The organism is Streptomyces mirabilis, assembly GCF_039503195.1.
Taxonomy (GTDB): Bacteria; Actinomycetota; Actinomycetes; order Streptomycetales; family Streptomycetaceae; genus Streptomyces; species Streptomyces mirabilis_D.
In genome coordinates this window covers 2,009,395-2,034,905 of sequence record NZ_JBCJKP010000001.1, presented here as the reverse complement: position 1 = coordinate 2,034,905, position 25,511 = coordinate 2,009,395, and the positions used below count along the sequence as shown (strand labels likewise).

Sequence of the window (25,511 nt, the reverse complement as noted above, 5' to 3'; positions counted from 1 at the left end):
GTATTCGTTGTCCGTTTCAGTTCTCAGGTGGGGAACTCGCCGAGCCAGCCGTGCTGGAGGAGGTGCTTGGGCAGATAGTCGGACTCGACCTCGATGGGGATCCCCCCGTCGTAGGCCAGACATGCGATGGCCAGCGGACCCAGGGCGATGCTGCCGTCGATGTCCGCCGTCCGCTCCTCGCTCAAGGTCCAGTAGGCACGGTGCAGCTTCAGTGCCTCGACAAGGGCCGGGCTGAAGCCCTCCTCGTCCTTGCGTACGAAGTGGCAAAAGAGGTTGATCGGCGGATAGAGCACACCCTGCAGCAGATCCCGGGGGGCGACCTGCGCCACCGTGGGATCCGACGCCTGGAACGCAGCGGTGAGCTTCTCCACCAGCCCTGATCGCCGCAGCCAGTACGTCTGCAGGGTGTCCACCCAGTGGTAGATGTACTCGTCGTACTGCCCCTCCGGCGCACGCAGGCGCTCCAGCGGGATCTCGCACAGTTGCGTCATACGGTCCTGTTCGCGGCAGATGACAGCCAGCCAGAACGCCTGCAGCCAGGTGCCCGCATCAGCAGTAGAGAGGGGGCCGACGGCCCGCAAGCTGCGTACCTCGCGGTCGATACGGCACTCGACGGTGCCCTCGCTCACGCCGGTCACAGCAAACAGCGCAGAACCCAGTTGCATCGCCGTGACCGTGGCTTCCCACGTCTCCACCGCGGCTGCCCGAGGGTCGATGACACAGTGGGCACGCAGGTTCAGGATTGACGTGTTGAAGGCCGAGTCGATGGTGGATGTGGACTCCTCGAGCCGGTCGACCTTCCTGCTGAGGTGCTTGTTGAGCCGTTCCGCGAACTGTTCGGCCTCAGGCCCTGTCGGCAGCTCATGCCGGTCGATGCGTGCTGTCACGGAAGGGTCCCCAACATATTCTAGCTTCCCGTCGTTGAGCGCTTTGTCGAGGGTTTCCGCCAAATCGAACTCGCCGCGTTTCTCCATGGCGTGGATGATGTCGAAGAAGTACTCCCTGCTCCCCTGGGATACTTGGCGACCGTTCGGCAGGGTACGTCTGCCCAGCTCGGTAGTGGGGCTGCTCTTGGCCTCGATGACGACGACACGGCCGTCCTCATGAGTCCAGACCTGGTCGAACTGGTCGTTTCCGCTCTTCGGGCCGAGGAGGGTCTCTTTCGTGAAGTCCGGGTGGTTCTCGGCGATGTAGTGATACTCGGCCGCCGCCTCGCCGAAGTCTTCGGCCTTTTCCCCATAAGGGTGTGGGATTCCTTGTACGCGCCACGGGCCTCACCCCACTGTGCGGCCGAATCGATGGTTCCGTGAAGCTCATGCGCCTTGCCCGTATCCGCCTTCCAGTCCGAGACGAGGTTGTCCCACTTGATCGCGAAGTGGCGGATCCGCGCAGCCTCCTCCAAGACCCGACGCCGTGCCGTACTCGTGACGGTGTCGGACTTCACGGAGATGAAATCGTCGTCAAGGAAATGCGGCTTGGGCGGCTCCGGTGCGTCCTTGGCACGGGTCAACGGTGCGTCGTCGGACAGCCGAGTGAGCTGCGGCGGGGTGTGCCCGCTCTCGTCGTAGCGCTCCAGGAGCTTTCGGGTGCCGTCTTTGCGGTAGTAGTGCTCGAAGTAACCGGGCTCGTGGTTGGCCCGGTAGACCTGGATCTCCTCGATCTGCTCCAGCGTGAGCGATCCGCGATGTCCGTAAGGATTGCTTCCCTCACGCATGAAACTGGGGCGTTCGACCTCAGTACGCTGACCAGGGATGTCACTGTCCGGCCTGTCCGCGCCGTCTCCGAGCGCGTCGTCGCCTGCCCGGCCGAGGTCGTCCAGGCCACCGCTTCCGTGTCCTTCTGACCCCGTGCCGCCATGGCCGCTGCCGATCGGCCCACCACCGGACCTGGGTGTCTCGGAGCCGACGGTATGTGAGGCTCCAGCTCCGCCGGATGCTTCCCCAACGTGAGCCGTGGCCCCGGGGGTGCCTGAGGCAGCGCTGACTCCGGCGGGTTGCCGCTGCTGCGCGGGTGTCTCCTCCGGCGTGGCCCGCGTATCCGCGGCCACTTCCTGGCGCGGCGTGTCCCCGATGACGTTGCCGTGCTTGTCGACGGGGATGAACTTGCCGTCCTTGATGACGACTTTGGAGCCGTCGCCGAGTTCGATGACGCTGTGGATGCGCTGGGAGTCCGCCGAGGCGCCGATGCCGGTGCGGATTCCGGCGGTGAGGTCGGAGAGTTTGGGCAGTGCGCTGATGGCTTTGCCGGTCGCTTTGAGGCCGACGGCGACCGGGTCGATGTACTCGCCGACCTTGGCGGCGATGCCGGCGCCCTTGGCAACCGCGCCGACTTCGCCGCCCTTGGCTGCGATGGCCAGGGGGCCGGCCGAGGGTGAGGCCGTTGAAGACGACCGTCGCCGCGGCGCGGGCGGGATTCTCGCTCCACATGTCCCAGGCGACCATGGACTTGGCGAAGTCCTTGGCGGCCTTCTTCTGCCGGACCTCGGTGGCGCTCTCTTTGTCCGGGCCGATCGCCCAGTCCATGAGCGCGTCGTACGGCTTGGCGGTGTACTGGCCGATCCCGCTGACGACGTCCCCGAGATGACCCCAGGCGTCCCCGGCCGCATCCGAGCCGTTCCAGCCGACCAAGGTGCCCAAACCCTTGATGCCGCCCCAGATGTTGTCGATGACCAGGCCGTCCCAGAAGAAGCTCTTGGCCCAGTAGCCGACCTCCCACGCATGGTGGGACTCGCTCTCCGGGGCGCCCCAAGGCGTGTCCTTGGCGTGCTTGAGGACGTCGAGGTCGTAGCCGTACATCACCGTCTTCTCGTTGACGGTGTGGTGGCCGTCGTCGACCACGAACTCCGGCCCGCCGACGAGGGATGAGATCTTGGTGGCGGCCCGGCGCTCGGCCTCCCGGAAGGCGCTCTCGGCGGCGGCGACGCCGTCCATGAGCTCCTGGTGACGGTGGATCTTGTCCCCGTCGTACGTCCAGTTGTCGTCGCCCTCGACGCTGTCGACGAACGCGAAGGCGTCGGTCTTGAGCTGGGCGAGCTTCTTGGCGAGCGGACGGGCCTCGATGGAGTAAGTGTCCAGCGCGTCCGCGACCGTCTCCAGCTGGGCGGCGAAGGCGTCGGCTTTGTCCATCACCGGCTGGGTGGTGGCGAACAGGTCGTCGGCCTCGGGCGCGGTGTAGAAGGCCTCCAGCATCTGGAAGCGGGAGTGCACGTCCATGCCGCCGTTGCGGATCCCGATGGCGTCGCCGCGCAGCCCGGAGGTGTCCTTGTCCAGCTGGTCGAAGTCGCCGGTGAACTGGGGTATGCCCGACGGGTCGATCACTTGGCGCCGCCGTCCTTGCCCTTGCCGCCCTGGCCAGGCAGATCGACCTTCGGTGCGCCGAGCGCCTTGTGTTCGGCCTGGGCGGCCATCTCGAGATCCCCGGCCAGGTAGTACGCGGTCGCCTCCCGTGCCCCGTTCACCGACTTCGCCGCCCGCGCGCCGAGGAACAGCACGTCACCCGCGGTCTTCTCGACGAAGATGGCCAGCGCCGCGCCGATCGCGCCGGTTGGCGCGGACCCGCAATACGGTCCGCTGACCGTGCCGGCCGAGGTGGCCGCGCTCTCCACATCCGTCCCGTACGCCTTGACGTCCTTGGCCACGTCGTCCATCGCGTCCGCGACCAGCGAGGTCACGAACTCGACGCCGGACGACGAGATGTCCCACCCCGACATGCCAAACCCCCGTGGAAACGTTCCTGCTTACTACGGTCGGCCCCGGTCAGCCGATGTTGTCGACGGCGGCGCGGGCCTTGGCCATGGTCGACTGGGCGGTGCCGTCGTTCTGCTCCAGCGTGGTGCGGACGAGGCGGATGATGTCGCGGACCTCGTTCGTGGCGCGGTTCCAGCGCTGTTCCTTGCCGTGGTACTCGTCGGCGACACCGTCGGCGGTGAAGTCGGCCATCGCGGCCTTCACCGCGCGGTCGCGGTCACCGAGGACGCGCTCCAGCTGGCCGATGATGCCCTGCAGGCTGCCCTGTACCTCGGCTGAGGCGCCGGTGTCGTACGAGCGGCGGTCCTGGTTCTGCCCCATGGTCAAGCTCCCCCTGTGCGTGTTTATCGGGCGCCGAAGCGGGCGGCGTCGAAGTTGGACTGGCCCATGTTCTGGTGGGCGTTGTCCTCCTGCTCCAGATCGCCGGAGCCGAACGCGGTGTCCATGCCGCCCTGGCCGCCCAGAATCGCACCCAGCGAGCCGTTCAACGCGTTCGTGATCTCGTCCGTGTGCGCCTTGAACGAGTCGAACGCGGCCTTGCCCGCGCCGTTGAACTTCCCCTCCAGCGGCTCCGCCGCCTGGACCAGCCACCGGATCAGCGTGCCCAGGTCCTCCGTCGAACCGACCGTGCTCTTGCCGAGATCCGCCAGGGTCGACGACCCCATGTCGAACTTCATCCACCCGCCCCCGTGTCAATCGTGTTGTACGCCGCGGCCAACCAATCACTCAGCCGCCACGGCGCCCGTGCGTCACGCACATCTCACAATGCGTCGAACATCCTCTCGTATGGCGCGTTGCAGGCGCAACGCAGTACGGCGCGAAGTGGCGTGCTCTTTCCCATGAGTTGTCTTGCCGCGCTCCTGCGCCGACTGCCGGATGCCTGCCTGACGGCACGCGAGGGGCCGTACGCCGAGAGCCCCAGCTGCCGGGCGGGCTGGATGGGTGCGCTGTGGCGGCTGAAAACGTGAGGTGCCGACAGATGCCCTCTCATTCTCCAGCAATCCGACTCCATCAGGCGCGGGGCACATCAATATCCTCACCACCCGTCAGGACTGGGTCGATGTTCCCTGGCGCACTCTCGGCGTTCCTTGTGGGTGGCGCGCCCGGTGCGAGGTCACTGCCCGAGCGCCACGACACCTACGGCACGCCGTACTCCGCGATGGCCGTGAGTGTGCCCGACGGGAGTTCCGCTCAGGAGTTCGCCAACGTTCTCGCACGGGACCCCTTCCGTATCCCCGTGGTCGAGCTGGGGCGGGAAGGAGTCCGTGCCGAACTGGACGCCGTGCGCATCGGCACCATGCACCGTTTCAAGGGTCTCGAGTTCCAGCGCGTCTTCCTGACGTCCGTCGGCGAAGGACAGGTGCCGCATCAGCGTATCGAGCAGTATCGGCTTGAGAACCCGGACCGCTACCGCCAAGAGGAGCAACGGGCCCGCTCCCTGGTCTTCGTCGCTGCCACCCGCGCACGTGATGAGCCCATCGTCACGTGGAGCGGCAAGGCCAGCCGTTTTCTCCCGCGCGACGCGGATGAGACCGCCTACCGTGCCACGGACCTACTCGGCATGGATAGACCGCCGTCCGGTTCATCGGGATCGGCCGCCGCCTGATCAGTGTGCGGCCATGCTGCGGAGCGGCTTCTTCCTCGAAGAAGTCGGCCTGTGAGCAATGTTCGACTGAACCGGCCCTCCCGCCCAGCGGAGAATACGTGCGATAGCATCTCATGCTACGCAATCCGAACAGCTGATACGCCGATCTCGAAATGCTGTGCCAAAAACAATCTATAGCCGCGTAGCAAGACGCAATTCAGCGAATAGAGCTCGTAACACGATCTTGGCGAGGAGCTTCGGACTGGCTCGGTATGTCTGCTCTCACTGGCGGTCGTCTCTGGGTGATGCGGCGTGTGCTTCCGGTACGGTCGCGGCATGACTGGCGTGTTCGACGTGGCCCAGGCTCTAGACGGCGGAATCACCGACCAGGAGCGGGCGTGGGCATTCGTGCGCGGCTTCGCCGCTGCTTGGGACGAGCCGTTGACCGAGGACGACGGCACGCCAGCGGCGGAACTGGCGCGCGCCGAGGCGACGCTCGGCTGCTCCCTGCCGGCCGTGCTGCGCGAGTTCTACGAGCTCCTGGGTACGCGGTCCGGCCTGCTCGCCAACCAGGATCCGCTGCTGCCGCCCGCCGAGATGTTCGTGCAAGACGAGTGCGGCGGTGTCCTCGTCTTCCGCAGCGAAAACCAGGGCTGCGCCTTCTGGGGCGTGCGCCTGCGCGACCTTGATCAGGACGATCCGCCGGTGCTCGTCCAGGCGCGGCACGGCTGGGTGCCGTTCTTGGACCGGGTGTCTCTGGCATGCGTCGAGCTTGTACTGAGCGAGGCACTGTTCGGCGGTGGAGGTCGGCTGTACAACGCGTGCGAGCTGCCGGCGGACCTGCTTGGGGCGGTGCCCGAACGCTTCCAGCGGGTCGCGTTGCCCGACTATCCGATGTGGACGGGTCCGGAGGACTTTCCAGTGCGTTGGTTCTCCGCCCCGGGACAGTTGCTACGCCAGGACGGCTTGGGCGCCCACAGCTGGCTGCACGTTCGGGGCCGGACCCGGGCCGACCTGGAGGCGATCTGCGAGACCGTTCCCGGACGGTGGGCCCTGGGATACACCGAGTCACTGGACGCCGAACCGCTGCCCTTCTGAACCGTCATGATTCGGGCCTGTTGAGACGTCTCCAGCAGATGAGGCTGCAGGCCAGGGATACGAAGGCGTTGTGGAGTTCGGTGCGTCGTTCCCAGCGGACGCGAGTCTTTTGAAGTGGTGGAGCAGGGCGAAGGTCTGCTCGACGACGTAGCGGAGCTTGCCCGGGCCCTGGATGTTCGGGACCCCCTTGCGGGAGATGACCGGCAGGATCCGGCGTTTGTGCAGCTCTCGCGGTTGGCGTTGGAGTCGTAGCCCTTGTCGTCGAGCAGGGCCTCGGGGCGTCTGCGGGGACGGCCGGGGCGGCCCGCGACGGGCGGGATGCCGTCGACCAGGGCGAGGGTCTGGGTGACGTCGTTGACGTTTGCCGCGGTCGTGATGACCTTGAGCGGAGTGCCGCGTCCGTCGCGGATCAAGTGGTGTTTGCTGCCCGTTTTCCGCCGGTCGACCGGCGACGGACCGGTGTCGGAGCCCCCTTTTTCGCGCGGAGGTGAGAGCCGTCCACGCAGGCCCTCGACCAGTCAAGGCGGCCGGCCGCGTTCAGTTCGGCCAGCAGGATCCGGTGTAGCTGGTCGAAGACCCTGCCTGCTGCCAACGTTCCAGGCGTCGCCAGCAGGTCTGCCCGGAGCCCAACCCCATCTCCAGCGGCAGGAGTTGCCAGGCTAAGTCGTTGTAGAGGACGTACAGGATGCCCCGCAAACAGTGTCGGTCGGCCACCGGCCGTGGCCCCGGTGACTTCTCGGGCCAGGGTGGCAGCAGCGGCTCGATCAGTGCCCACAAGTCGTCGCCCACGATCCACGGCCGAGTACTCACAGCATCACGAACGGCCGAATCGTCACACCGGTCACGCCCGACCAGGACATCTCACCAAGATCCTGTTACGAGCTCTTAGTGGTCGTCTCAGTTGGCGTGCAGGATGAGTACCCATACTCACGTGTATCTGCGGGTGGCGCGGCATGCTGGCGGACATGCAGCGTCCTTCGGTGTGGTTGGATCTTGGACTCGCGATCGCGCTTCTACCGGTGTCGGTCATGCTTATCGCCTGGCTCGGGATGCATGTGATGTTCTCGGGTGATGACTTCGGATCCCCCGGCATTCGTACTGCCCAAGCCGGGCGGCGCGGGGCGTGGAGCTGTGGTTGCGCAGCGGTCGTGGCGGGAGGTGGGTTGATGGGCCTGCGGTTGTGGATCGCTGGGTCCGTTCACCTGCTCGTTCTCGGTGCGGCGGCTGTTCTGTTTGCCAGCGTTGCTGCTCAGAATGGTTGATCACAGCGGTCGCCGGTAGCAGACCCCACATCTGTCTGGTGCTGGCCGATGACCATCAAGCACCTGCCGATACAGGCACCCTGTTCGGGGAAGGACACCACCCTATTGCGGCCTTCGCGCAGGCTGCGGTGAGCGCATTCGATCACGTGGCCGGCGAGTTGGGTGATGAGGAGTACGCATCCCAGTGGGGTCGTCCGCTGCCACGCCCCGACCTTGATACTCTCCGCGCGCTTGTCAAGGTCACCCCGATCCCCGACATCAACGCCTGACACCAACAGCAGCGAACCTCGCCGACTGGCGCCGAACCTCCGCGACCGCTCGGGCGGGATGCATGGCGGGTTGGTCAACGCCGTTGGCGCCTGTGGATCGACCTGATAAGGATGAGGCCGCAGGTTCAAGGCCTGTCACCCCCACCAGGGCGTGCGAGGGCCGCCGGTCGATAGGATCCCGCGGTCTTTGTAACTGGGGAGGGATCATGGCCAAGGACGGCTGGACCGAAGGTACCGACAACAGCGCGGAAACCTCCGGCGATCTCGTGGACGAACCGTCCGCGGTCCAACTGGTGTACCGGCCGCAGCCTGCCGACACACGGGTCGGTCTGCGGGTCCGCGACCGGGTCAAGCGGACCAAGCTGGTGCTGCGGGGTGTCCTCCTCGTGCTGGGGGTGGGGTTCTGGCTGATCACTATCGACGTGGTCTCGACCGGGCTGCTCTTGTTCGTTGTCCTGTGGATGTGGGGGTACCCACGGCTGCACGTCGCCTACATACAGCGCATCATCGGATGGCAAGGTGAGTACCGCGCCACCGTGTCTGCGGCCGGGATCACCTGCCACAGCGACTACAGCACGCTGGTCCAGAAGTGGTCCGTTTACCAGGGCTACCGGGAGACGGCCCACCACTTCGTCCTGCTTAGCCGAGACCCCAACATCATGTGGCTCGAAGTCCTGCCCAAGCGGGGTGTGCATGAGGCCGAGGACCTCGACCGGCTTCGGGCCATCCTGGACCAGCACACCACCCGCGTGTGACGGACGTGAAGGGCGCCCCGTGCCGGCGGTCGATGGCCGGCCCTGCCACTGGGGCGTGGCATACAGCAGCGAAGTACGGCAACCGCCGCGACCGCAGCCGACCCGCCGCGCCCGCGAGCGAATGTCTGATCAGCCGGGCAGACTTCAGCGACCGTCCCGCCCGTAGTTCGCATCGAGGAGCGCGACCGACAGGAACACGTCACGATCCCGATCAGAATCGTGACGTGTTCCAGGTCTGCACGGGCCCACTTCCGCAGAGGCCGCACAAAGGGCAGAGGAACCAGCCCGGGAGTAGCTCGAGGTCTGACATCAGCACCTGACACCAACAGGTGCGAGCAGGGGCGGTCGATGCCGAAACTCAGCGGCCAGCAGGACGAGACAGAGGGCAGGTTGACCGACGTCGATGGGTCCCCGTGATCGACCTGATAAGGATGAGGCCAGGTTGTAAAACCCTTGCCCGGAGGGACGCCGTCCTGTCGATGGACGACGTCCCTCCGGCTTGACTCGGCCATTGAGACTCCGCCGACCTCATCGATACCCTGCGGATCTCTGCTCCGAAGGGATCGGCAATGGAAGACCGCACGCGCTAACCGAGATGCTCGACACCGCGCGTAGCAGCGAGCGGGTGGCCCGCTGACAGGCTCGGTGGGCCAACCGGCAAGCCGCGCCGCGGGTGTGTCGGCGGCTGACCCTAGGGTGCCCCCGTGAATGTGGATGATCTTCAGTGGCAGTTGAGCAACCTCGGCGGCGTCCCGCCGCGGATCGTGGACGAGATCCTCGAACGCGGCGGCCTGGAGGCCCTAGTGGAGGCGGCACGGGAGCGTGAGGACTGGTTCTGCGCTGCGGGTGCGGTGCGGGGGTTGTGTGCGGTGGGGGAGTTCGGACGGGCCTGGACGGTGGTGGAGCCGTTCGCGGCTACCGGTTGGCAGCCGGCGGTGCGGGCGGGCGCCGACGTCCTGTTGCGGTGGGGCCATGTCGACCAGGCGCTGGAGCTGGCGCACCCCAAGAGGCCGCAGGAAAACGCGGTCGACGCGTGGCGGGACTACGCCGAGGCGCTGGTCCGGGCCGGGCGGGTGGACGACGCGATCGGCGTACTCGGCCCGCACCTGCGCGGCGGGCGCCTGTTGGGGGCCCTGGTGGAGATGACCGAGGGCCAGGGATGCGACGAGCGGGTGTTGGAACTGCTGGCCCCGATCGCCGAGGAGTTCCGGCACGACCCGAAGCAGTGCGACGACCTGTGGGGTGCCCTCCCTGCACAGGCCCGGGTCTTGGAGCGGTCCGGCCGGGCGGACCAGGCAATCCGGCTGCTCGGCGCGGACATGGCCGCACGCCGGTACGGGCCGCAGAACAACGTCAAGTTCTATGCCGAGCTGCTGGCCCGACACGGTCGGGTCGAGGAACTTCGCGACCTTGCCGACACCCAGAGGTACGCCGCCGTAAGCCCGTACGTGACGGCCCTGGAGAACCTGGGCCGAGCCGGGGAAGCGGAGGCGTATCTGCGCGACCTCATCGCCGCCAAGCATCCGGGCTGGCACGAGAGCACACTGATGGGACTGCTCATCCGTCAGGGCCGGGTAGACGACGCGATCGAGGCGGTGGAGCACACGTTCGACGACCTCTACGACGGGAACCTTCTCCAGGCGACCCTGATCGTGCTCGCCGACCGGGGCCTGCACGACAGAGCCCTTGGACTCACGGAAGGGCGCAGCCCCGAATTCCTGGCGGAGAACGATGAGTTCTGGCTCCGGTCCAACCGGTGGTGGCTGATGGGAGAGTCGGGACGCGCCAGGGAGGCAATCGCGGAGATCCAGGCGTTGCCAGCCGACAGGGTCGAGGACCGCGAGCTGACCATCGCCTGGCTGCTTGCCCAGGACGGCCGCGTCGAGGAGGCCATCGCCCTCCTACGCCCATTGCCCGGCGAACGGGCCGCGACCGACCTGGCCGAACTACTGATCCGGCAGGGCCGCCTCACCGAGGCCATTGCCGTCATCCCCGACGTGGCCGCCCAACGGGAGGAGAAACGACGCCACCAGCGCGGCAGACCTGAGCGACCGAGCAGCCAATAGTTCGCATCGAGAAGGTCACCAGCGCAGGTCCCCGTGCCACTCTCGTGCCAGAACGGGCGGGGACTCAGAGGGAATCAGGGGGCGCACGGGGACGCGCCGCCGAATCTGCCCAAGGCAGTGAACCCGCAGGTCAGGCTTGTGACCACCTCACCTCGCTCCTAAGACGCCGTCTTAGTTGGTGATTCGGCGGTAGCAGATGAGGGCTACGGCGATGCCGACGAACCCAAGGAAGTGGTCTGCCAGACGCTCGTAACGGCGATGCAGACGGCGGAAGCCGTTCAGCCAAGCCACGGTCCGTTCGACCACCCAGCGGTGCCGGCCGAGTCGCTCCGAGGACTCGATACCTTTGCGCGCGATACGAGGCGTGATGTTCCGTTCTCGTAGCCATCGCCGCAGGTGGGGGTAGTCGTATCCCTTGTCTCCGTGGAGCTTCGCAGGGCGGCGTCGGCGTGGCCCGCGACGCGAGCGAATCGGTGGGATGCCCCGGACGAGCGGCTCAAGTCCTTGACTGTCATGGGTATTCGCACCGGAGATGCCGGCGGAGACAGGCAGGCCACTGCGGTCGGTGAGCAGGTGAACTTTGGATCCCTTCTTGCCTCGATCGGTCGGATTCGGGCCTGTCAGAGCCCCCCTTTTAGAGCCCGGAGACCGACTGAGTCGATGGCGCACCGGGACCAGTCGAGCATGCCGTTGGAACCGAGCTCGTCAAGGATCACGCGATGGAGCTTGGCCCAGACGCGGGCTTCGGTCCAGTGAGCGAATCGGCGATGGACGGTCTGCCAGGACGCCCCCAACACTGGTGGAAGCTGCCGCCACGTGCAGCCTGAGGTGGCAACGAACAGAATCGCGGCCAGGACACCACGATCGTCAGCCCTCCGACGGCCGCCCCCTTGAGGACGCACCGGCGCCTCGGGCACCACACGAAGAAAAAGCTCCCACAACTTGTCGGGCACCAACTGCTGCACCATTTCCATGCCATGACAACGAGGGCCCCTGCGGGCCGCGGACCGGAGACGTGGTCGATGCTGACATGGACGTTTTCCCAGCAATTACTTTCGAGGGGCCATGACCGACTACCTGCAGGCCGTAGGCCGTCTTCGCCATGCTCGGCCCGGGAGAGGAACGCTTCGCCAAGCCTGCGGCCTGGCTCCGCCTGGAGGAGGAACTCGGCAGGGAGCTTCCGACGGACTACAAGCAGATCGTCGACGCCTACGCACCCGTGCAGATCAACGGGCACCTCACCCTGTCCCATCCAGCGTCCCACTGGTGGAACCTGGGCGAGACGATGCGCTCGAGATACGGATGACGTTGACTTTCATGGATTCCTACACCCTGTGGTGCCGCCTGCCGTTTCCGTCGGGCGGCTCGACCGAGGGCTTGAAAATGACGTACGCCGATCTGGCGGAAGCCGACGAATACGTCACGACGGTCATCAGGTTCGTGGAACGCGGCATCTTCAAACCGGCGCCGGTCGACCTCCTCGCCATGCTCGAAGAGTTGATGCAGCGAATCAATCGGCTCGGTGACACGGCATCGGGTGAAGACCAGGCCGTCGTCCGCTCGCAACACGCATACGCGGCGCTGCTCGACCTCGTCTATCGGCAGTTCCTTGAGGTGGGACGTCCGCATGAATAGCAGAATCACCTTCCTCGGCACCGGCTGGCTCGGGGCGGAGTAAAGGGGTCGGGCTGAGCTTCAGAGGGCCCGCCGGGATTGCTTCCCGGCGGCCCTGCGCCTGCCGAAAACCTCATCCGTGCAGCTCAGGCGGCATGTCGGTATTCGTGGATCACTCCACCGAGGCGGTCGTGCCGACGTATGTCGAGGCGGGCGATCCGGCACGGATCGGCAATCGGTTCGGGGAGGGCGCGTAGAGGTGCTGCCTGCCTCATAGCCTGGTGAGCGCGGTGCGCGTTGTAGTACTGCTCGTACTCGTGCGGGGCGTGGCGCAGGTGGGTTTCGTTCCAGATGAGGGTGCGGTCAAGGAGTTCGCGGCGGCAGGACTGCACCCAGCGTTCCATGACCGAGTTCATACGTGGCATTGCGGGTGCCGATAACCGGCCTTCTCAGGCTGCATGTTGGTACTCGTGGAGGGTCCCGCCGAGTCGGTCTCGCCGGCGGATCTCAAGGTGCTTGATCTGTCCTGGCTCGGTGGTCGGTTCGGGCAGGGAGCGGAGTGGAGCGGCTTGTCTCAGGGCCCGGTGGGGGCGATGCCCGTTGTAGAACGACTCGAACTCGCGAAGGGCGTGGAGCAGGTGGCGCTGGTCCCAGATGAGGGTGCGGTCCAGCAGCTCGCGCCGGCAGGTCTGTATCCAGCGCTCCATGATGGAGTTCATCCGCGGCATCCGGACACCGCTTTTGACGATCTCCAGCCCGGCATCGGTCAGCACGGCGTCGAAGGCCTGCGTGAACTTGGAGTCCCGGTCGCGGATCAAGAATCTGACCCTGCTGCCCGCGTCCTCCAGGTCCATGACGAGGTTGCGCCCGAGCTGCACCACCCAGTCCGCGGTGGGGTGCGCGGTAGTGCCGAGGATCCGGAGGCGCCGGGTGGCGTGCTCGATGACGGCGAAGACGTACAGGCGCGCCCCGGTCAGGGTGCGGGTTTCGAAGAAGTCGCAGGCGAGCAGCCCGTCCGCCTGATTGCGCAGGAAGTCGGCCCAGGTCGTGCTCTCACGTTCGGGGGCGGGTGGGATGCCGTGCTCGCGGAGGATCTCCCAGATGGTGGAGGCGGCGACCTTGATGCCCAGTGCCGCCAGCTCGCCGCGGATGCGCCTGTCCCCCAGGAGCTGTTCTCGCGTGCCAGGCGAAGGACCAGGGTACGGATCGAGCGGACGGTGGGTCGGCGTCCGCGCCGCTTCGGTATGCAGGTCGCAGCGTGGCGTCGTTTGAGCAGGTCGCGATGCCAGCGCATGATCGTGTCGGGGCGTACCAGGAGCAGGAGTTGGCGCAGTTTGCCCATCGGGAGGCGATGGAGCAGCCCGGCGAGGACTGCGCGGTCGGTGTCGGTGAACGCGGGCTTGCGGACCTGGCGCTGCAGGACCAGCAGCTGGTGCCGCAGCGCCAGGATCTCGATGTCTTTGTCCCGGTCGCTCATCGGCAGCAGGCGCAGGATGGTGACGGCGTTGGTCACGGTGAGGTAGGCGAGGCGCAGCAGCGCGACAGATCATGATGCCGCCCGACCGCCGTTCACGTGAAGACCATGGAGCGGTGCGGTGGCAGCGGGCCCGCCACCGACGATCAAGCTCCTGACCTGGCCGGATGATTTATCGGCACCCGCAGAGTGCAACCGTGCCAGCTCCGCCTCGGTGACACCGGACTCCCGGAGGAGCCCCAGCCGTTGCAGGTGGGTCCGACGCGAACCCATCGCGCCGATGTAGGCGATCGGGAGCCGCAACGCCCGCTGCAGCAACGGGACGTCGAACTTGGCGTCGTGGGTGAGTACGCAGATCACGGTGCGTGCGTCCCACGCCTGTGACGCCAGGTAGCGGTGCGGCCAGTCGGCGACCACCTCATCCGCTTCCGGAAAGCGTGCCGGAGTCGCGAAGAGGGGGCGCGCATCGCATACGGTCACGTGGTAGCCGAGGTACTTGCCGATCCGTACGAGTGCCGCGGCGAAGTCGATGGCACCGAAGACCAACATACGTGGCGTTGGAGCGATCGATTCCACCAACAGCGTCAGTGGCTCGCCGCACCGGCTGCCTCGGGCACCGATCTCGATCGTGCCCGTGCGCCCTGTCTCCAGGAACACAGTGGCCTCGAGGGCGCAGGGCCCTGCCGGCCGTGGGGGAGGCCCTTGATGGTGGCCACTCTGTGCAGGCCCGCCCTCGAGAGCCCCCCGCGAGGGCTGACGCAGGTGCGTGTCACGCCCTGTGCGGCGCGCACTCGGGCGGGGGCAGGTCACATGTGCGCGGCGCCCGCCTTGATCGCTTCCCGGATGCGGTGGTAGGTACCGCAGCGGCAGATGTTGCGGATCTCGTCGAGGTCGGAGTCGCTGATCTCATGACCGGCGGCCCGTGCCTGCCTGACCTTGGCCACCGCCGCCATGATCTGCCCGGGTTGGCAGTAGCCGCACTGTGCCACGTCGTACTCCAGCCACGCCTCCTGCATGGGGTGCAGGTCCTTGCCGACCGTGTCGGGCAGGCCTTCGATCGTGGTGATCTCGTCGTCCGGCCCCACGTCCTTGACCTCCACCGCGCAAGGATTGAAGGCCTTGCCGTTGAAGTGGGACGTGCAGGCCTTGCAGACATTGATGCCACAGCCGTACTTCGGTCCGGTGACGTCCAGTACGTCACGCAGGACCCACAGCAGTCGAAGGTTGTCATCGACGTCGACGCTGACGCGCTTGCCGTTGAGGATGAAGGTGTGCGTGCTCATGGTGCGCTCCTCAGTAGGTGTGGCTCAGGCCGTCGGACGGAGACTCGGGAATGGGTGGGATGAAGGGTTTGACCTCGAAGGACACCGTGCCGTGGTTGATCGGGAACCGGGTGGGCATCGTGCCGGTCGCACGGGCGTAGGCGCCCGCGACCGCGGCCACGGACGCGGCCACCCCGGCTTCGCCGGCACCACCGGGTTGCTCGGAGTCGGAGGGCATCACGATGCACTCGAAGTCAAAGGGGACGTTCCACTGCCGGGTGTAGAAGTAGTTGTCCCAGCTGGCTTCGAGGAAGTGCCCGTCGCGCAGGTGCAGGCTGCTGGTGAGGGCGAGCGCGATCCCGTCCGAGACACCACCCAGCATCTGGGCCTCCAGGCCCTGGGGGTTGATCACCAGTCCGGCGTCCACGGCGATCACGGCCTTCGTCACCCGCGGCCCGGTGACGGCGTTGTAGATCTTGCGGTTCACGGTCTCGGGCCGACAGTCGATCTCGACGAGCACCGCGGTCGCGCCCTTGTACTCGCTGTGGATCGCGATGCCCTGCGCCATCCCGGCGGGCATCGACCTGCCCCACCTGCCCACGTCGGCGACCTTCTGGAGCACCGCTTTGACCCGGTCGTTCTTGAGGAACGCAAGTCGGAACGCCAGCGGATCCCTGCCCATCTTCCGGGCGAGCTGATCGACCACCAGTTCATTGGCACACGCCACATCGGGCGAGTAGATGTTGCGCATGCTCCCGGTGTTGAAGCGCGCGTCGGTCTCGTTGAGCAGCTGGGTGACGACGCCGAAGTTATAGGGGAGTTCCTGGGTCAGCGTGAAGATGGTCTCGGAGAACCCCAGCGCGCCGAGCCCGGTGGGCAGCCTGTCGGCCGTCGCCGTGATCATCTCGCCGAGTCCGTGACTGAAGTCGGTGACCACACTGGTCTGCCGCTGTTCGAAGGTCAGCACTTGCCCGGCCAGGTACGTGGCCCGGATCCGCGAGGTCACCATGGGGTGCACCCGCCCTTGCCGAGGCTCGTCGGCGCGATGCCACATCAGCTTGACCGGCTTGCCCATCGCCTTGGAGATCTTGGCGGCCTCGATGGCGGGGTCAGCGAAGAGTTTGTGTCCGAACGACCCTCCGCCGGTGACGACGTTGACGGTGACCGCGTTCTGCGGCAGGCCGACTGCCTTGGCGATGTCACCCTGTGCCACGATCGGCACCTTCAGTCCCGCCCACACCGTCGCGCGGTCCGACCGGACGTCGGCGATCGCACAGTTCGGCTCGAGAGCGGCGCTGCTGCGGAACATGAAGGTGAAGTCCGCCTCCACCGTGCCCGCCAGCAGCGGGACCTTCGGGACCGCCAGCGGCAGCTCGGCCTTCCTCAGCCGGGCCAGGATCGTCTCGTCGGACTCGCCCGCGACCGGGCCCGGGTTCCACTCCACGTCGAGGGCACGCACCGCGTCGATGCACTGCCCGAATGTCTCCGCGCGAACAGCGACTCCCGTGTCGACCATCGCCACATCCGTTATGCCCGGCATGGCAAGCACCGTGGCTCGGTTGTATACCGACTTCGGCGAGCCGTTCAGAGTGGGTGGGCGGCAGACCATGGTCGGCAGCGCGTCCGGCACGTGAAGGTCCAGCGTGAATTTCTTCCGCCCGGTGACCGCAAGTCGGGCGTCCTCCCGCCGGTAGGGCTTGCCGATCACCGAGAAACTCGAAGTGGCCTTGAGTTCGACCTGCACCGCCTTGACGGTGCGGCTGGCGGCCTTGGTGGCCAGAGAGCCGTAAGTCATTGATGACCCGTCAGGCGCGAAGATCGCCCCTTCCTTGGACTTCAGCAGCGCCACTGCCGAGCCGAGCTCGATCGCCGCGGCTTCCAGCAGCGCCTTCCTGGCGATCGCCGCGGCGACTCGTACAGGTGTGAAGGTCGAGACCGTGGTGTTCGATCCGCCGGTGAGCTGGTTGAACATCAACTCGGGGCGGGCCGGTGCCAAGGCCACGTGCACCTTGTCGACCGGCAGGTCGAGCTCCTCGGCGATGATCATCGCTGTCGAGGTGGTGATTCCCTGGCCGACCTCCATCCGCGGAAGCTCGAACGACGCGGTGCCGTCCTCGTTGATCACGATCTTGATCAGCGCGGACGTGGGGAGCGCGGCGTCGGTCTGCAGATCCTCGAGGTCGTACAACTCCGGGATCTGGGGCGCTGAGGGCACCGCGGCGTAGGCAGGTGTGCCCAGCCCGAGGTCGGCGGCCACGGCAAGCGTGGCTCCACCCAGCACATAGCCGATGAACGCGCGGCGGCCGACCCGCGCGCGCTCACCACGTCCAGAGGTGCGGCTACTCCTGGCAGGGACGTCGGTCATCGGCCATTCCTTTCTTGTTCCCGGTCGTCCGCTCCCGAGATCGGCAGACAGGTGCGTTCTCGGGACCAGCGCGGCAGGGAGCACTGGGCACAACCTGTTGTCGGCTCCCCATAGGCGAGCGGACCAGAGCCTAGAACCGCATAAAGTCCTGGTCTTTGGGCCGAGCACCAGCGAAGCGGGGCAGCAGATTGTGCGCGAGCACAACGGAAAGCCAGTATTCGCACGAGGAGAGAATGAAATGAGGAGACAGCGAAAAAGGACAGTGAAAGGGGACTGTGAAGGGAGACAGTCAGAGGCCTGTCGGCGCCGGGAGAACCTCAGTCCGCCGGTTCCCTGACCACCGGGAGACACCCGCGCCGACCTTCGGCGTGATCGCCGGAGCGCGTCCGCGCGTACCGGTGTCCAGGCCGGCCGAGGCCTCATTCCGGGATGGTGCCCAGTCGCACGGCCTGCAGGGCAACGTAGAGCTCCGCGCAGGAGTCCGCGTCGCTGGTTCGCCGGCCGGTCAGTTCGGTGATCCTGCCCAGCCGGTACAGGACGGTGTTGCGGTGGCAGTGCAGGTGCTCGGCGGCCACTGTGGTCGAGCCGCCGGTGGCGAACCAGACGCCCAAGGTGTCGAGCAGGACGGCTCGTTCCGTCGTCGGCAGGGTGAGCAGCGGCCCGAAGACCGTACGGGCCACCTCGGAAGCGGCGTCGGGGGAGGCCGCCGCGAGCAGGGCTATCGGCGAGCTCCCGTAGACGTGTGTGCCGGGGGTCCCGGGTGGCAGGCACTGGGCCGCCAGTTGGGCCTCCCGTCGAGCGTTCGGCGCGTCCATGAGCGAGGCGAAGGGCCGGCTGATGCCCACGCGGGAAAGTGCGATGCCGTCGAGGAGTTCCTCCACCGCGACGACCAGCTGCTCGTTCGGCAGGGCGAGGAGGCCGAGCAGGCTGCCTGCCCGGTGGATCCACTCGCCGTCGATGTCGACCGCCCGCAGCTGTCCCTCGACCGTCGGCAGAGGGCCGACGCCGTCGTTGATCTCGCCGCACACCACCAGGAACGGTCCTTTGCGGTCCAGCCGCAGGACCCGCATGGCCTCCCAGGCCCTGGAGCTGTTCCCCGCGGTGCCGTCGAGCAGCGTGGTGAGCATGACGCGCCGTGCGGCGGCATCGCGGCATACCTGTTCCTCCACCGCGACGCGGTAGGCCTCGGCAGCGGCGCTGGAGCACTCGTCGATGATCAACCAGATGTCCGAGGCCCTGTGCAGCAGCCAGGCTGCGCTGTCCTTGCCGAGGGCCATCGCCAGCAGCCGGTCCCAGATGAACCGCCCGCCGAGACGGAAGGCATGCAGCAGAGCGGCCAGCGGGATGCCTTGTTCGGCCTTGAGCCGGCCCGCCGCCCGCGGGGCGTCCATGCTGGTGGGCACACCCCCGTTTTTCAAGGCTGCCAGCAGCGTGCACAGGTTGTCGTGCACGGGGGCGCGCAACTGCTCGTGGCTCAGCAGCATGCCCTCGGCGTACGAGCGCTCGCCGTTGAGGATCTCGGCGGTCAGTTCGTCGGTCAGTGAGTCCACCGAGACCAGGAGCCGGTCGAGCAGATCAGTCATGCACGGGTCGGCGCCCAGCGGCATGGTCATGCGCGGATGATAGACGCCCGCGATCGTGTGTGAGCCCAAAGCGTTCGGCATGAGGCCCGGCTACCGCCCGACCAGTTGCCCCGCCGTCCCGGGTGAGTCCTTTCTTCAACGAGCGCTGCCGCCTGTCTGCGCAACCAGTTGCACAGAAAGGATCGCGATATGGCGTTCGAACCCGAGAGCCTCCGGCACGACCTCGCCGTTGAGATCCGTGGCGCGGCCTTCGACGACCCGGCGGTGCTGATCCGCGAGGCCGAACGGCACCGGCAGGCGCACAGTTCCGAATCCGTACACCCGCCGCGCGCCACCCGGAGGTGGGTGGTGGATTGTGGCCAGTCTCAGCAGCACGACCGATCACCATGCCGGGCACACCGCCAACCGCGCGAGAGCGCGGACTGCAGCGACAATGGCCAGCACACCCGAAACCTGCTTGCACCTGCATGGATGAGGTATTCGGCAAGGGCAACGTAGACGCACGCAATGCGGCGGCATCCTCTACGAGTACACGCATGGAGCCTGACCAGCACGGATGAGGTATTCGGCAAGCGGGAGGTCAGGACTTCCACCGGACCGGCAGCTGACGCGGGCCGCGGATGAGCATGCCGTTGCGCCAGGTCAGGGCGGCCGGGTGGGCGTCGAGGGCGAGGTCGGGGCAGCGCTCCAGCAGAGCACGGATCGCGATCCGAGCCTCCATGCGGGCGAGCGGCGCGCCCAGGCAGTAGTGGATGCCGTGGCCGAAGGCGACATGACCATGGGCGGGCCGCCGGACGTCGAAGCGGCCGGGGTCGGGGAAGCGTGCCGGGTCGTGGTTTGCGTCCGCCAGGGCCACGAGGACCAGCTCACCACCGCCGGGGATGACCGTATTGCCGATCTCGACCGGCTCGGTGGTGAACCTGAACGTCGGCGTCTCCACCGGCCCGTCGTAGCGCAGCATCTCCTCCACGGCGTTGTCCATGAGCGTCATGTCCTCGCGCAGTGCGGCGACTTGGTCGGCATGGGTCAGCAGGGCCAACACGCCGTTGGAGATCAGATTGACCGTGGTCTCATGCCCCGCGACCAGCAGCAGCCAAGCGGTACCGCGCAGTTCCTCCGCAGACAGCCGGTCGCCCTCCTCGTCGGTGGTGCGAATCAGGGCGCTCATCAGGTCCTGGCCCGGGGCCAGGCGCTTGCGCTCCAGCAACTCGGCGAGATACGTCGCCACCTCACCGGTCGCCGCCAGCCGCGCCTCCGGGTCGGGGTCGGTGAGGATCGTGCCGGTCCAGGTGCGGAACGCGGCCCGGTCCAGCATCGGCACGCCGAGCAGCTCGCAAATCACTGAGATTGGCAGCGGGAACGAGAGTGCCTCGACCAGTTCGGCCCGCCCGTCCGGAAGCGCCACCATCGCGTCGATCAACTCGTCGGTGATCTGCCGCACGCGCGGCGCGAACTGTTCGATCCGGCGCGGAGTGAACTCACGGACGACCAGCTTGCGCAGCCGCTCATGGTCCGGCGGGTCGGAGTTGAGCATGTGCGGGCCCGCAGATGGACTGGGGATTGGAAAGGTGGGCGACGCGTTCTTCCACTGCTTGGACAACCGCGGATCTACGAGCGCCGCCCGGCCGGCCTCGTACCCGACGACAAGCCAGGCCTCCGCACCCTCCGGAATCCGCACCTTGTGCACGGGTCCGCGCTCGCGCAGCGCCGCGTAAACCGGATACGGATCGCGGACGAAGTCCTCGCCCATCGCCACCAGATCGATCACCTCGGCTGCCGCCACCGCCTGCCCCCGTCTCCCAGTTGGCCCGACGCTAGCAGTGGGCGGCGCTTCGGCGAAGGACGCATCCAGCCGAACAGGTTGGGGAAAAACGGGAACGGCGGGGACGACAAAGGCGAGCACGGAAACCGCCATGAGCCTGAAGATCACTGTGGTGTGGGGGATGTAGGCGTCGATCCCCTCAGGGTTGTCCCGTGACTGCGGTTGCGGACAGCCGTGGCCTCGTCAGGTGCTCGGGTTCCTCCACACATGCCGCTCGTCCAGGGTCCCGAATCGCACGTCTCCGCGTTCAAGGTCGACGAGGATGGGCCAGCAGTCCAGCAGCTGCTGTCTCACATCACGCGAGGCGAGGTACTGCACAGAGTTGTAGGGCACGATCAAGAGCCCGTTGCTCTCTCGGACCCGCTCTGCGTCGATGGCGAGAGGCGGCTCGTCATCGCGCTGGCTGCGCGCGAGAAACGCCACCGCGAGCTGCAGGGCCTCGTGCTGCTCCATCATCTGTCTCCAGTCCGTCGGCTCGAAGGAGGCCCCCTAACCGGCCTGGGATGATCTTGGTGTGGCTGGTGTGATCACGGCATCGGAGCCGTCCTGGATAGCCCCGTTCACCGGGCTGAGCCCCCGAGCCTTCGGGAAGCTGGTGACGGTTCTGCGGCGCGAGGGTGCGGACGCGGTCCGCAAGGGCCGGCCGTGGAGCCTTCCGCTGGAGGATCAGGCACTGCTGGGTGCGGCGTACTGGCGCACGAACTTGACGATGCGCCAGCTAGCGCCGCTGTTCGGGGTCTCGAAGTCGGCGGCGGACCGGATCATCGACCACCTCGGGCCGATGCTCGCGCTCCAGCCACGCACGCGGTTCGCCAAGGACACCGTGCTCATCGTGGACGGCACGTGGGTCCCCACTCGCGATCACACCATCGCCGAGCGGTCGATGAACTACCGGTACTCCACGAACCACCAGGTCGTCATCGACGCCGACACTGGCCTGGTCGGCGTGGTCGGTCGGCCGCTCGCCGGAAACCGCAACGACTGCAAGGCGTGGGAGGAGTCCGGTGCCAAGGCCGCCGTCGGCAAGACCACCACGATCGCCGACGGCGGCTACCCGGGTACCGGACTGGTCATCCCGCACCGTCGCGAGCGTGGCCAGAACGAACTCCCGGACTGGAAAGAAGAACACAACAAGTCCCACAAGCAGGTCCGGGCCCGCGTCGAGCACGTCTTCGCCCGCATGAAGGCCTGGAAGATCCTCCGCGACTGCCGCCTCAAAGGCGACGGCGTCCACCACGCCATGCTCGGCATCGCCCGGATGCACAACCTTGCCCTCGCCGGATAGGCCGACGGGTGACACGCCATGCCTGGGGCGACTCAAAGATCATTTACTGGACAACCCTTCGCAGCGTGGAGAGTTCCCATGCTTGCGCCTGCTGGAAACCCCGTCCGTGCAGGTCAGGCGGATTTCCCGTACCAGTAGTCGTCGACGCGCTCACTGAGGTCCTCGGGGCCATCGAAGATGGGGAGAGCCGCCAACAGGGGGGCGGGAGTCTCGTCTGGCTCTACCAGGTGCAGCAGTGCTCACCGGGCCTCGTCGTCCTGCTCGCCGCGCGAGGTGTCGGCACTGCATGCGTCCGCCCACTCCTCGCTCCACCGCACCAGGAAAGAACGTCAGTCGAAGTTCTCCTCCGCCAAGACGGCAATCCTTCTAGCCGCCACTCACAACACCGGTTTGCTGCACGGCAGTTGGACTCCCCGGACCGCCCTTCGGTCGTTCCGGCCATCCGTGGTGTCCCCTCGCATCCGCGCTGTGGCGTTCACTCCTACCCCGGGGGCGGCAGAACGAGCGTCTACGGTCACGCCTGCTCCTTCACGACACGAAGTGGCCTACGACAGAGCGCTGGCCCGTCGGCCCACCACGCCAACCGAACCTGGTGAGCCTTCCCGGCCACAGCCCTATATTGGCCTGGGGTGACTGACGTCGGTGCAGTGCGGGGGGATGGAGCGCTCTTGCGATCAGGTGGAACACGTCGAGCGGCCGTCGCCGCCGTGCTCTGTGCCGTTGCCGTGCTGTTCCTCGGCGCGTGCGGGACACAGGTGGCCGGTCAGGGGGACGGGAGGTCACCGTCGTCAGCGGCGACCGAGCCGATCCCCTGGACCACGATGGAGCCCTCCGCGGTCACCGGAGCCCGTCTCGGCGACGACCGCCGCACGCTGCTCCTCGACGCGCCGGTGCCCAGTGGCGCTCACGCGTGCGTGCGCAAGCTCAAGGCGGTGCTCACCGACCCGATGGCGGACCTCGTGCGGGTGCAGATCACCTTCACCTCGCCGTCCGGGGACAGGGCTTCCGGGTGCACCAAGGAGAGCACGGCCACGGCGAGGGTCCGGCTGCCCATGCCGTTGGGCGACCGGGACGTGATCGTCGACAACTACACGCGCTTCACCGCCGACGGTGCCAAGCCGCCCGGGCTGCGGTTGTGCGGGAAGCTGGGCTGCACACCGCCGGCCACCGGCTGCACCGCCGCCTCCTACGACCAGGCGTTGATGGCGGTCGACGCGCCCGAACACACGTACCGGAACTCGGAGAAGTGCGACGGGAAGTGGTTGGTGCTGGACTTCTCCTGGCGCACGGGACCGGCCTGCGGCGACTCGACGGACCCCGCCTGCTCGTCCCGGCTGGGCGACCGCTGGTTCTTCCGGGCGAAGAAATCGGGCTGGGCGCCGATCGTCCGGACCTCGGCCGGAGGCTGCCGGGACGTGCAGCGCGCGGAGCCCGCCTTCCCGGCCTCGCTGTGCGGGTCGCTGGCTCCGCTGTCCCCCTCGCTGCACCCGAGTTTCCCTCCACCCTCCGCCTCCCCGACCGCCGGTGTGCGTTCCACTGCGACGACCACCCCGTGACGACCATGTGTGAGGGGGCCTCTCCAGGCTCTGCGCCGTCTTCCGGCCGTCTCATGGGGCGTCGCTGCCCCGCCTCACTCCACTGTGTGGGCGGTGGTACAGGCTGCCCAGCATGTGGAGCAGCGTGCCGCGGCGATCATCAGCTTGACGAGAGTCCCAGCGGCACCGCCCACAACCAACCTCCCCGAAGCCCCCCCAACACCCGCTACCACCAGCATGGATGAGGTTTCCGGCAGGACACCGTGCAGGCGAAGCCTCTGACGTGATCAGCGGACACGGCCGGAGCGTGGGGATCAGGGCCCCGACCTGGCGTGGCAGGTGGTGGAGCAGACCTGCGAGCAGGAACCGGTCGTCGTGGGTGAACGCGTACTTGGCTGCCTGGCGTTGCAGGACAGAGAGTTGGTGTCGCAGCACCAGGATCTCGATCGCCTTCTCGCGCTCACTCATCGGCGGCAGGTGTATCAAGGAGACCGTGTTCGTGACGGCGAAGTAGACCAAGCGCAGTAGCACGGCTGATCATCATGCCAAGGCGGCGCCTGCCCCGCTGGCAGCCGGCTGGATTCGGTTCATCGCTGATCAGTGGCCTGACCAGGACAGATGATTATTCGGCACTCGCAGAGTTGGTCTTGTCCGGCAGGTGCCAGGAATCTGCGGACTTCTGCCGCGGTGAGGGCTGTCAGGCGGGCCGTGTCGTTTCTTCGGCCTTTCCTTCGACCGCCGCGGCGGCGAGCCGCTGATGCGGGAGGGGGCGGGTTCGGGTGTCAGCACGAGACGCCTTGCCCGAACCCCAGGGACGAGTAGGGCCGGAGGGTGGTTACGGCACGCTGGGTGCTGCCGGTGCCCTCACTCTCCTGAGGAGAAATTCGGCGCCCGATCGTGCCACCGCAGGTTTCAGAACTGCTCCTTGGCCAGCGCGGCGGCCAGCCGCTGCTCGGCCGCCGCCCGGCGGCGGAAGGCGGCGCGCACGCTCATCCCGACCGCGCCCGCGGCTTTGGCCATGACCTGGCGCTCCAGCCGGGTCTGCGCGATGAGTTCGGCCTCTTCCTTGGTGACGAGACCGGCGTTCACGGCGCGCTCCAGCACCGCGAACACCTCGGCGCTGCCACGGGAGAGCTGGCGGATCGGGATCACGTTCTCGTCCAGCGGCACCGTCGCCGTACGCCGCGCCCGCTGTGCGGCGTAGATGAGGCGGTGCGCCGCCCGGTCCCCAGCCCTCACCAGCCGCAGCCCGGCCTCCTCCGCCTCCACCGGCAGGGCCGCGAGCTCGACGGTCACCGCCGCCAGCACCTCCTGCTCCAGCTCGCATGCCTCGATCTCCGCCAGCCGGGGCAACCGGGCGAGCGCACGCCGCAACCCGGGCACGATGAAGCCGACGGCGACGGTGCCCCACGGCTCGCCCTGCTCCTGGCGGCGGCGCAGGACTTCACGCCACACCCCAGCACGGGCCTGAGCCGTGCAGCTGGGGTGGACCAGCCGCGAACGGACCATGGTCACCGGCAGCGCTCCCGCCTCCGGGCTGGTGAGCAGCGAGGCCGGCAGAGTCAGCGGCCACGGCGCGGCGGCCAGGGTGAGGAACGCCGACTCGACCCGCAGATCTGCCGCCGACCAGCAGCTCTTCCGCGCCCGGACAGCGGTGAAATTCACCGAAGAAATTCTTGAGAACTGGCTTGCGCTGCTGCGAACCCGTCCTCTGCGCCCGACACCGACCGGAAGCCGTCGGCGTCGGCTGAACCGTATTGAGGCGTCGCCGGCAAATGCGCCCCCTCATG

25 protein-coding genes and 5 pseudogenes are annotated in these 25,511 nt (G+C 67.3%); 14 read left to right on the top strand and 16 right to left on the bottom strand.

Annotated elements, in window-relative coordinates; genetic code table 11:
• Positions 1-23 precede the first annotated feature (23 nt).
• Positions 24-887: an immunity 49 family protein gene (locus tag AAFF41_RS09870; protein WP_343326277.1), complete on the bottom strand. Its 864-nt coding sequence runs from the start codon at positions 885-887 to the stop codon at positions 24-26.
• 90 nt (positions 888-977) lie between these two features.
• Between AAFF41_RS09870 and AAFF41_RS09865 the strand changes: the two genes are divergently transcribed.
• A complete protein-coding gene (locus AAFF41_RS09865; RefSeq protein WP_343323852.1) occupies positions 978-1,310 on the top strand; it encodes a hypothetical protein in 333 nt (110 codons plus the stop codon).
• 444 nt (positions 1,311-1,754) lie between these two features.
• On the opposite strand, the gene AAFF41_RS09860 is transcribed toward AAFF41_RS09865, so the two are convergent.
• Genes AAFF41_RS09860 through AAFF41_RS09845 form a run of 4 tightly spaced genes read right to left on the bottom strand, consistent with a single transcriptional unit; the run spans position 1,755 to position 4,423 of the window.
• Entirely contained in the window at positions 1,755-3,317 is a 1,563-nt protein-coding gene (locus AAFF41_RS09860) for a hypothetical protein (RefSeq protein ID WP_343323851.1), read from the bottom strand.
• Positions 3,314-3,709, bottom strand: a complete 396-nt coding sequence (locus AAFF41_RS09855; RefSeq protein ID WP_319751372.1) for a DUF6507 family protein — start codon at positions 3,707-3,709, stop codon at positions 3,314-3,316. Before AAFF41_RS09855 ends, AAFF41_RS09860 begins: the two co-directional genes overlap by 4 nt.
• Positions 3,710-3,755: 46 nt before the next feature.
• A complete protein-coding gene (locus tag AAFF41_RS09850; RefSeq protein WP_343323850.1) occupies positions 3,756-4,067 on the bottom strand; it encodes a pore-forming ESAT-6 family protein in 312 nt (103 codons plus the stop codon).
• A gap of 23 nt (positions 4,068-4,090) precedes the next feature.
• The gene (locus tag AAFF41_RS09845) at positions 4,091-4,423 is read right to left on the bottom strand and encodes a hypothetical protein (RefSeq protein WP_343323849.1); all 333 of its coding nucleotides are present in this window, start codon (positions 4,421-4,423) and stop codon (positions 4,091-4,093) included.
• 162 nt (positions 4,424-4,585) lie between these two features.
• Here AAFF41_RS09845 and AAFF41_RS09840 point away from each other — a divergent pair, with 162 nt between their 5' ends.
• The 3 genes from AAFF41_RS09840 (at position 4,586) to AAFF41_RS09830 (ending at position 6,429) form a co-directional block, all read left to right on the top strand.
• A complete protein-coding gene (locus tag AAFF41_RS09840; protein WP_343323848.1) occupies positions 4,586-4,714 on the top strand; it encodes a hypothetical protein in 129 nt (42 codons plus the stop codon).
• A 92-nt stretch (positions 4,715-4,806) separates the two neighbouring features.
• Entirely contained in the window at positions 4,807-5,352 is a 546-nt protein-coding gene (locus AAFF41_RS09835) for a 3'-5' exonuclease (protein ID WP_343323847.1), read from the top strand.
• 315 nt (positions 5,353-5,667) lie between these two features.
• The gene (locus AAFF41_RS09830) at positions 5,668-6,429 is read left to right on the top strand and encodes an SMI1/KNR4 family protein (RefSeq protein WP_319751369.1); all 762 of its coding nucleotides are present in this window, start codon (positions 5,668-5,670) and stop codon (positions 6,427-6,429) included.
• A gap of 4 nt (positions 6,430-6,433) precedes the next feature.
• Here AAFF41_RS09830 and AAFF41_RS09825 read toward each other — a convergent pair.
• Positions 6,434-7,239: pseudogene (locus AAFF41_RS09825) on the bottom strand (IS5 family transposase).
• A gap of 143 nt (positions 7,240-7,382) precedes the next feature.
• On the opposite strand from AAFF41_RS09825, the gene AAFF41_RS09820 reads away from it, so the two are divergent.
• The 4 genes from AAFF41_RS09820 (at position 7,383) to AAFF41_RS09805 (ending at position 10,781) form a co-directional block, all read left to right on the top strand.
• Positions 7,383-7,691: a hypothetical protein gene (locus AAFF41_RS09820; RefSeq protein WP_343323846.1), complete on the top strand. Its 309-nt coding sequence runs from the start codon at positions 7,383-7,385 to the stop codon at positions 7,689-7,691.
• A gap of 38 nt (positions 7,692-7,729) precedes the next feature.
• Complete coding sequence (locus AAFF41_RS09815) at positions 7,730-7,960, top strand: hypothetical protein (RefSeq protein WP_319751367.1); 231 nt, start codon at positions 7,730-7,732, stop codon at positions 7,958-7,960.
• 206 nt (positions 7,961-8,166) lie between these two features.
• Complete coding sequence (locus AAFF41_RS09810; RefSeq protein ID WP_079173927.1) at positions 8,167-8,715, top strand: YcxB family protein; 549 nt, start codon at positions 8,167-8,169, stop codon at positions 8,713-8,715.
• A 710-nt stretch (positions 8,716-9,425) separates the two neighbouring features.
• On the top strand, positions 9,426-10,781 hold the full coding sequence (locus AAFF41_RS09805; RefSeq protein ID WP_343323845.1) for a tetratricopeptide repeat protein: 1,356 nt from the start codon (positions 9,426-9,428) through the stop codon (positions 10,779-10,781).
• 171 nt (positions 10,782-10,952) lie between these two features.
• Here the strand turns inward: AAFF41_RS09805 and AAFF41_RS09800 are convergent.
• A protein-coding gene (locus tag AAFF41_RS09800) for an IS5 family transposase (protein ID WP_425526240.1) occupies positions 10,953-11,749 on the bottom strand; the annotation gives its coding sequence in 2 pieces (ribosomal slippage) (positions 10,953-11,407 and positions 11,407-11,749; 798 coding nt in all).
• A gap of 134 nt (positions 11,750-11,883) precedes the next feature.
• Here AAFF41_RS09800 and AAFF41_RS09795 point away from each other — a divergent pair.
• Positions 11,884-12,087 carry a hypothetical protein gene (locus AAFF41_RS09795; protein WP_319751365.1) on the top strand — a complete coding sequence of 68 codons (204 nt, stop codon included), beginning with the start codon at positions 11,884-11,886 and terminating at the stop codon, positions 12,085-12,087.
• 11 nt (positions 12,088-12,098) lie between these two features.
• The gene (locus AAFF41_RS09790) at positions 12,099-12,416 is read left to right on the top strand and encodes a hypothetical protein (RefSeq protein WP_261689159.1); all 318 of its coding nucleotides are present in this window, start codon (positions 12,099-12,101) and stop codon (positions 12,414-12,416) included.
• 125 nt (positions 12,417-12,541) lie between these two features.
• Here AAFF41_RS09790 and AAFF41_RS09785 read toward each other — a convergent pair.
• Both AAFF41_RS09785 and AAFF41_RS09780 read right to left on the bottom strand, forming a co-directional pair.
• Positions 12,542-12,823: pseudogene (locus AAFF41_RS09785) on the bottom strand (integrase core domain-containing protein); the annotation flags it as partial.
• 21 nt (positions 12,824-12,844) lie between these two features.
• Positions 12,845-13,737 (bottom strand): annotated as a pseudogene (locus AAFF41_RS09780) (integrase core domain-containing protein).
• On the opposite strand from AAFF41_RS09780, the gene AAFF41_RS09775 reads away from it, so the two are divergent.
• Entirely contained in the window at positions 13,654-13,947 is a 294-nt protein-coding gene (locus AAFF41_RS09775) for a hypothetical protein (RefSeq protein WP_343326492.1), read from the top strand. The pseudogene AAFF41_RS09780 and the gene AAFF41_RS09775 sit on opposite strands and share 84 nt — an antisense overlap.
• Here the strand turns inward: AAFF41_RS09775 and AAFF41_RS09770 are convergent.
• The 4 genes and pseudogenes from AAFF41_RS09770 to AAFF41_RS09755 all read right to left on the bottom strand — a co-directional run.
• A pseudogene (locus AAFF41_RS09770) lies at positions 13,942-14,520 on the bottom strand (XdhC family protein); the annotation flags it as partial. The gene AAFF41_RS09775 and the pseudogene AAFF41_RS09770 sit on opposite strands and share 6 nt — an antisense overlap.
• A gap of 155 nt (positions 14,521-14,675) precedes the next feature.
• Positions 14,676-15,152: a (2Fe-2S)-binding protein gene (locus AAFF41_RS09765; RefSeq protein ID WP_319751364.1), complete on the bottom strand. Its 477-nt coding sequence runs from the start codon at positions 15,150-15,152 to the stop codon at positions 14,676-14,678.
• 10 nt (positions 15,153-15,162) lie between these two features.
• Positions 15,163-17,496, bottom strand: a complete 2,334-nt coding sequence (locus AAFF41_RS09760) for a molybdopterin cofactor-binding domain-containing protein (RefSeq protein ID WP_319751455.1) — start codon at positions 17,494-17,496, stop codon at positions 15,163-15,165.
• Between the two features lie 419 nt (positions 17,497-17,915).
• Positions 17,916-19,109, bottom strand: a complete 1,194-nt coding sequence (locus tag AAFF41_RS09755) for a PucR family transcriptional regulator (protein ID WP_319751363.1) — start codon at positions 19,107-19,109, stop codon at positions 17,916-17,918.
• A 168-nt stretch (positions 19,110-19,277) separates the two neighbouring features.
• On the opposite strand from AAFF41_RS09755, the pseudogene AAFF41_RS09750 reads away from it, so the two are divergent.
• Positions 19,278-19,400 (top strand): annotated as a pseudogene (locus tag AAFF41_RS09750) (PadR family transcriptional regulator); the annotation flags it as partial.
• A 259-nt stretch (positions 19,401-19,659) separates the two neighbouring features.
• Here AAFF41_RS09750 and AAFF41_RS09745 read toward each other — a convergent pair.
• Both AAFF41_RS09745 and AAFF41_RS09740 read right to left on the bottom strand, forming a co-directional pair.
• Complete coding sequence (locus AAFF41_RS09745; RefSeq protein ID WP_319751454.1) at positions 19,660-20,829, bottom strand: cytochrome P450 family protein; 1,170 nt, start codon at positions 20,827-20,829, stop codon at positions 19,660-19,662.
• Between the two features lie 255 nt (positions 20,830-21,084).
• Positions 21,085-21,357: a YrhB domain-containing protein gene (locus AAFF41_RS09740; protein ID WP_343323844.1), complete on the bottom strand. Its 273-nt coding sequence runs from the start codon at positions 21,355-21,357 to the stop codon at positions 21,085-21,087.
• Between the two features lie 58 nt (positions 21,358-21,415).
• Here AAFF41_RS09740 and AAFF41_RS09735 point away from each other — a divergent pair, with 58 nt between their 5' ends.
• Positions 21,416-22,186 carry a transposase gene (locus AAFF41_RS09735; RefSeq protein ID WP_319751361.1) on the top strand — a complete coding sequence of 257 codons (771 nt, stop codon included), beginning with the start codon at positions 21,416-21,418 and terminating at the stop codon, positions 22,184-22,186.
• A gap of 707 nt (positions 22,187-22,893) precedes the next feature.
• On the top strand, positions 22,894-23,742 hold the full coding sequence (locus tag AAFF41_RS09730) for a hypothetical protein (RefSeq protein ID WP_343323843.1): 849 nt from the start codon (positions 22,894-22,896) through the stop codon (positions 23,740-23,742).
• Between the two features lie 891 nt (positions 23,743-24,633).
• Here AAFF41_RS09730 and AAFF41_RS09725 read toward each other — a convergent pair.
• A complete protein-coding gene (locus AAFF41_RS09725; RefSeq protein ID WP_319751359.1) occupies positions 24,634-25,386 on the bottom strand; it encodes a hypothetical protein in 753 nt (250 codons plus the stop codon).
• Between the last annotated feature and the right edge of the window lie 125 nt (positions 25,387-25,511).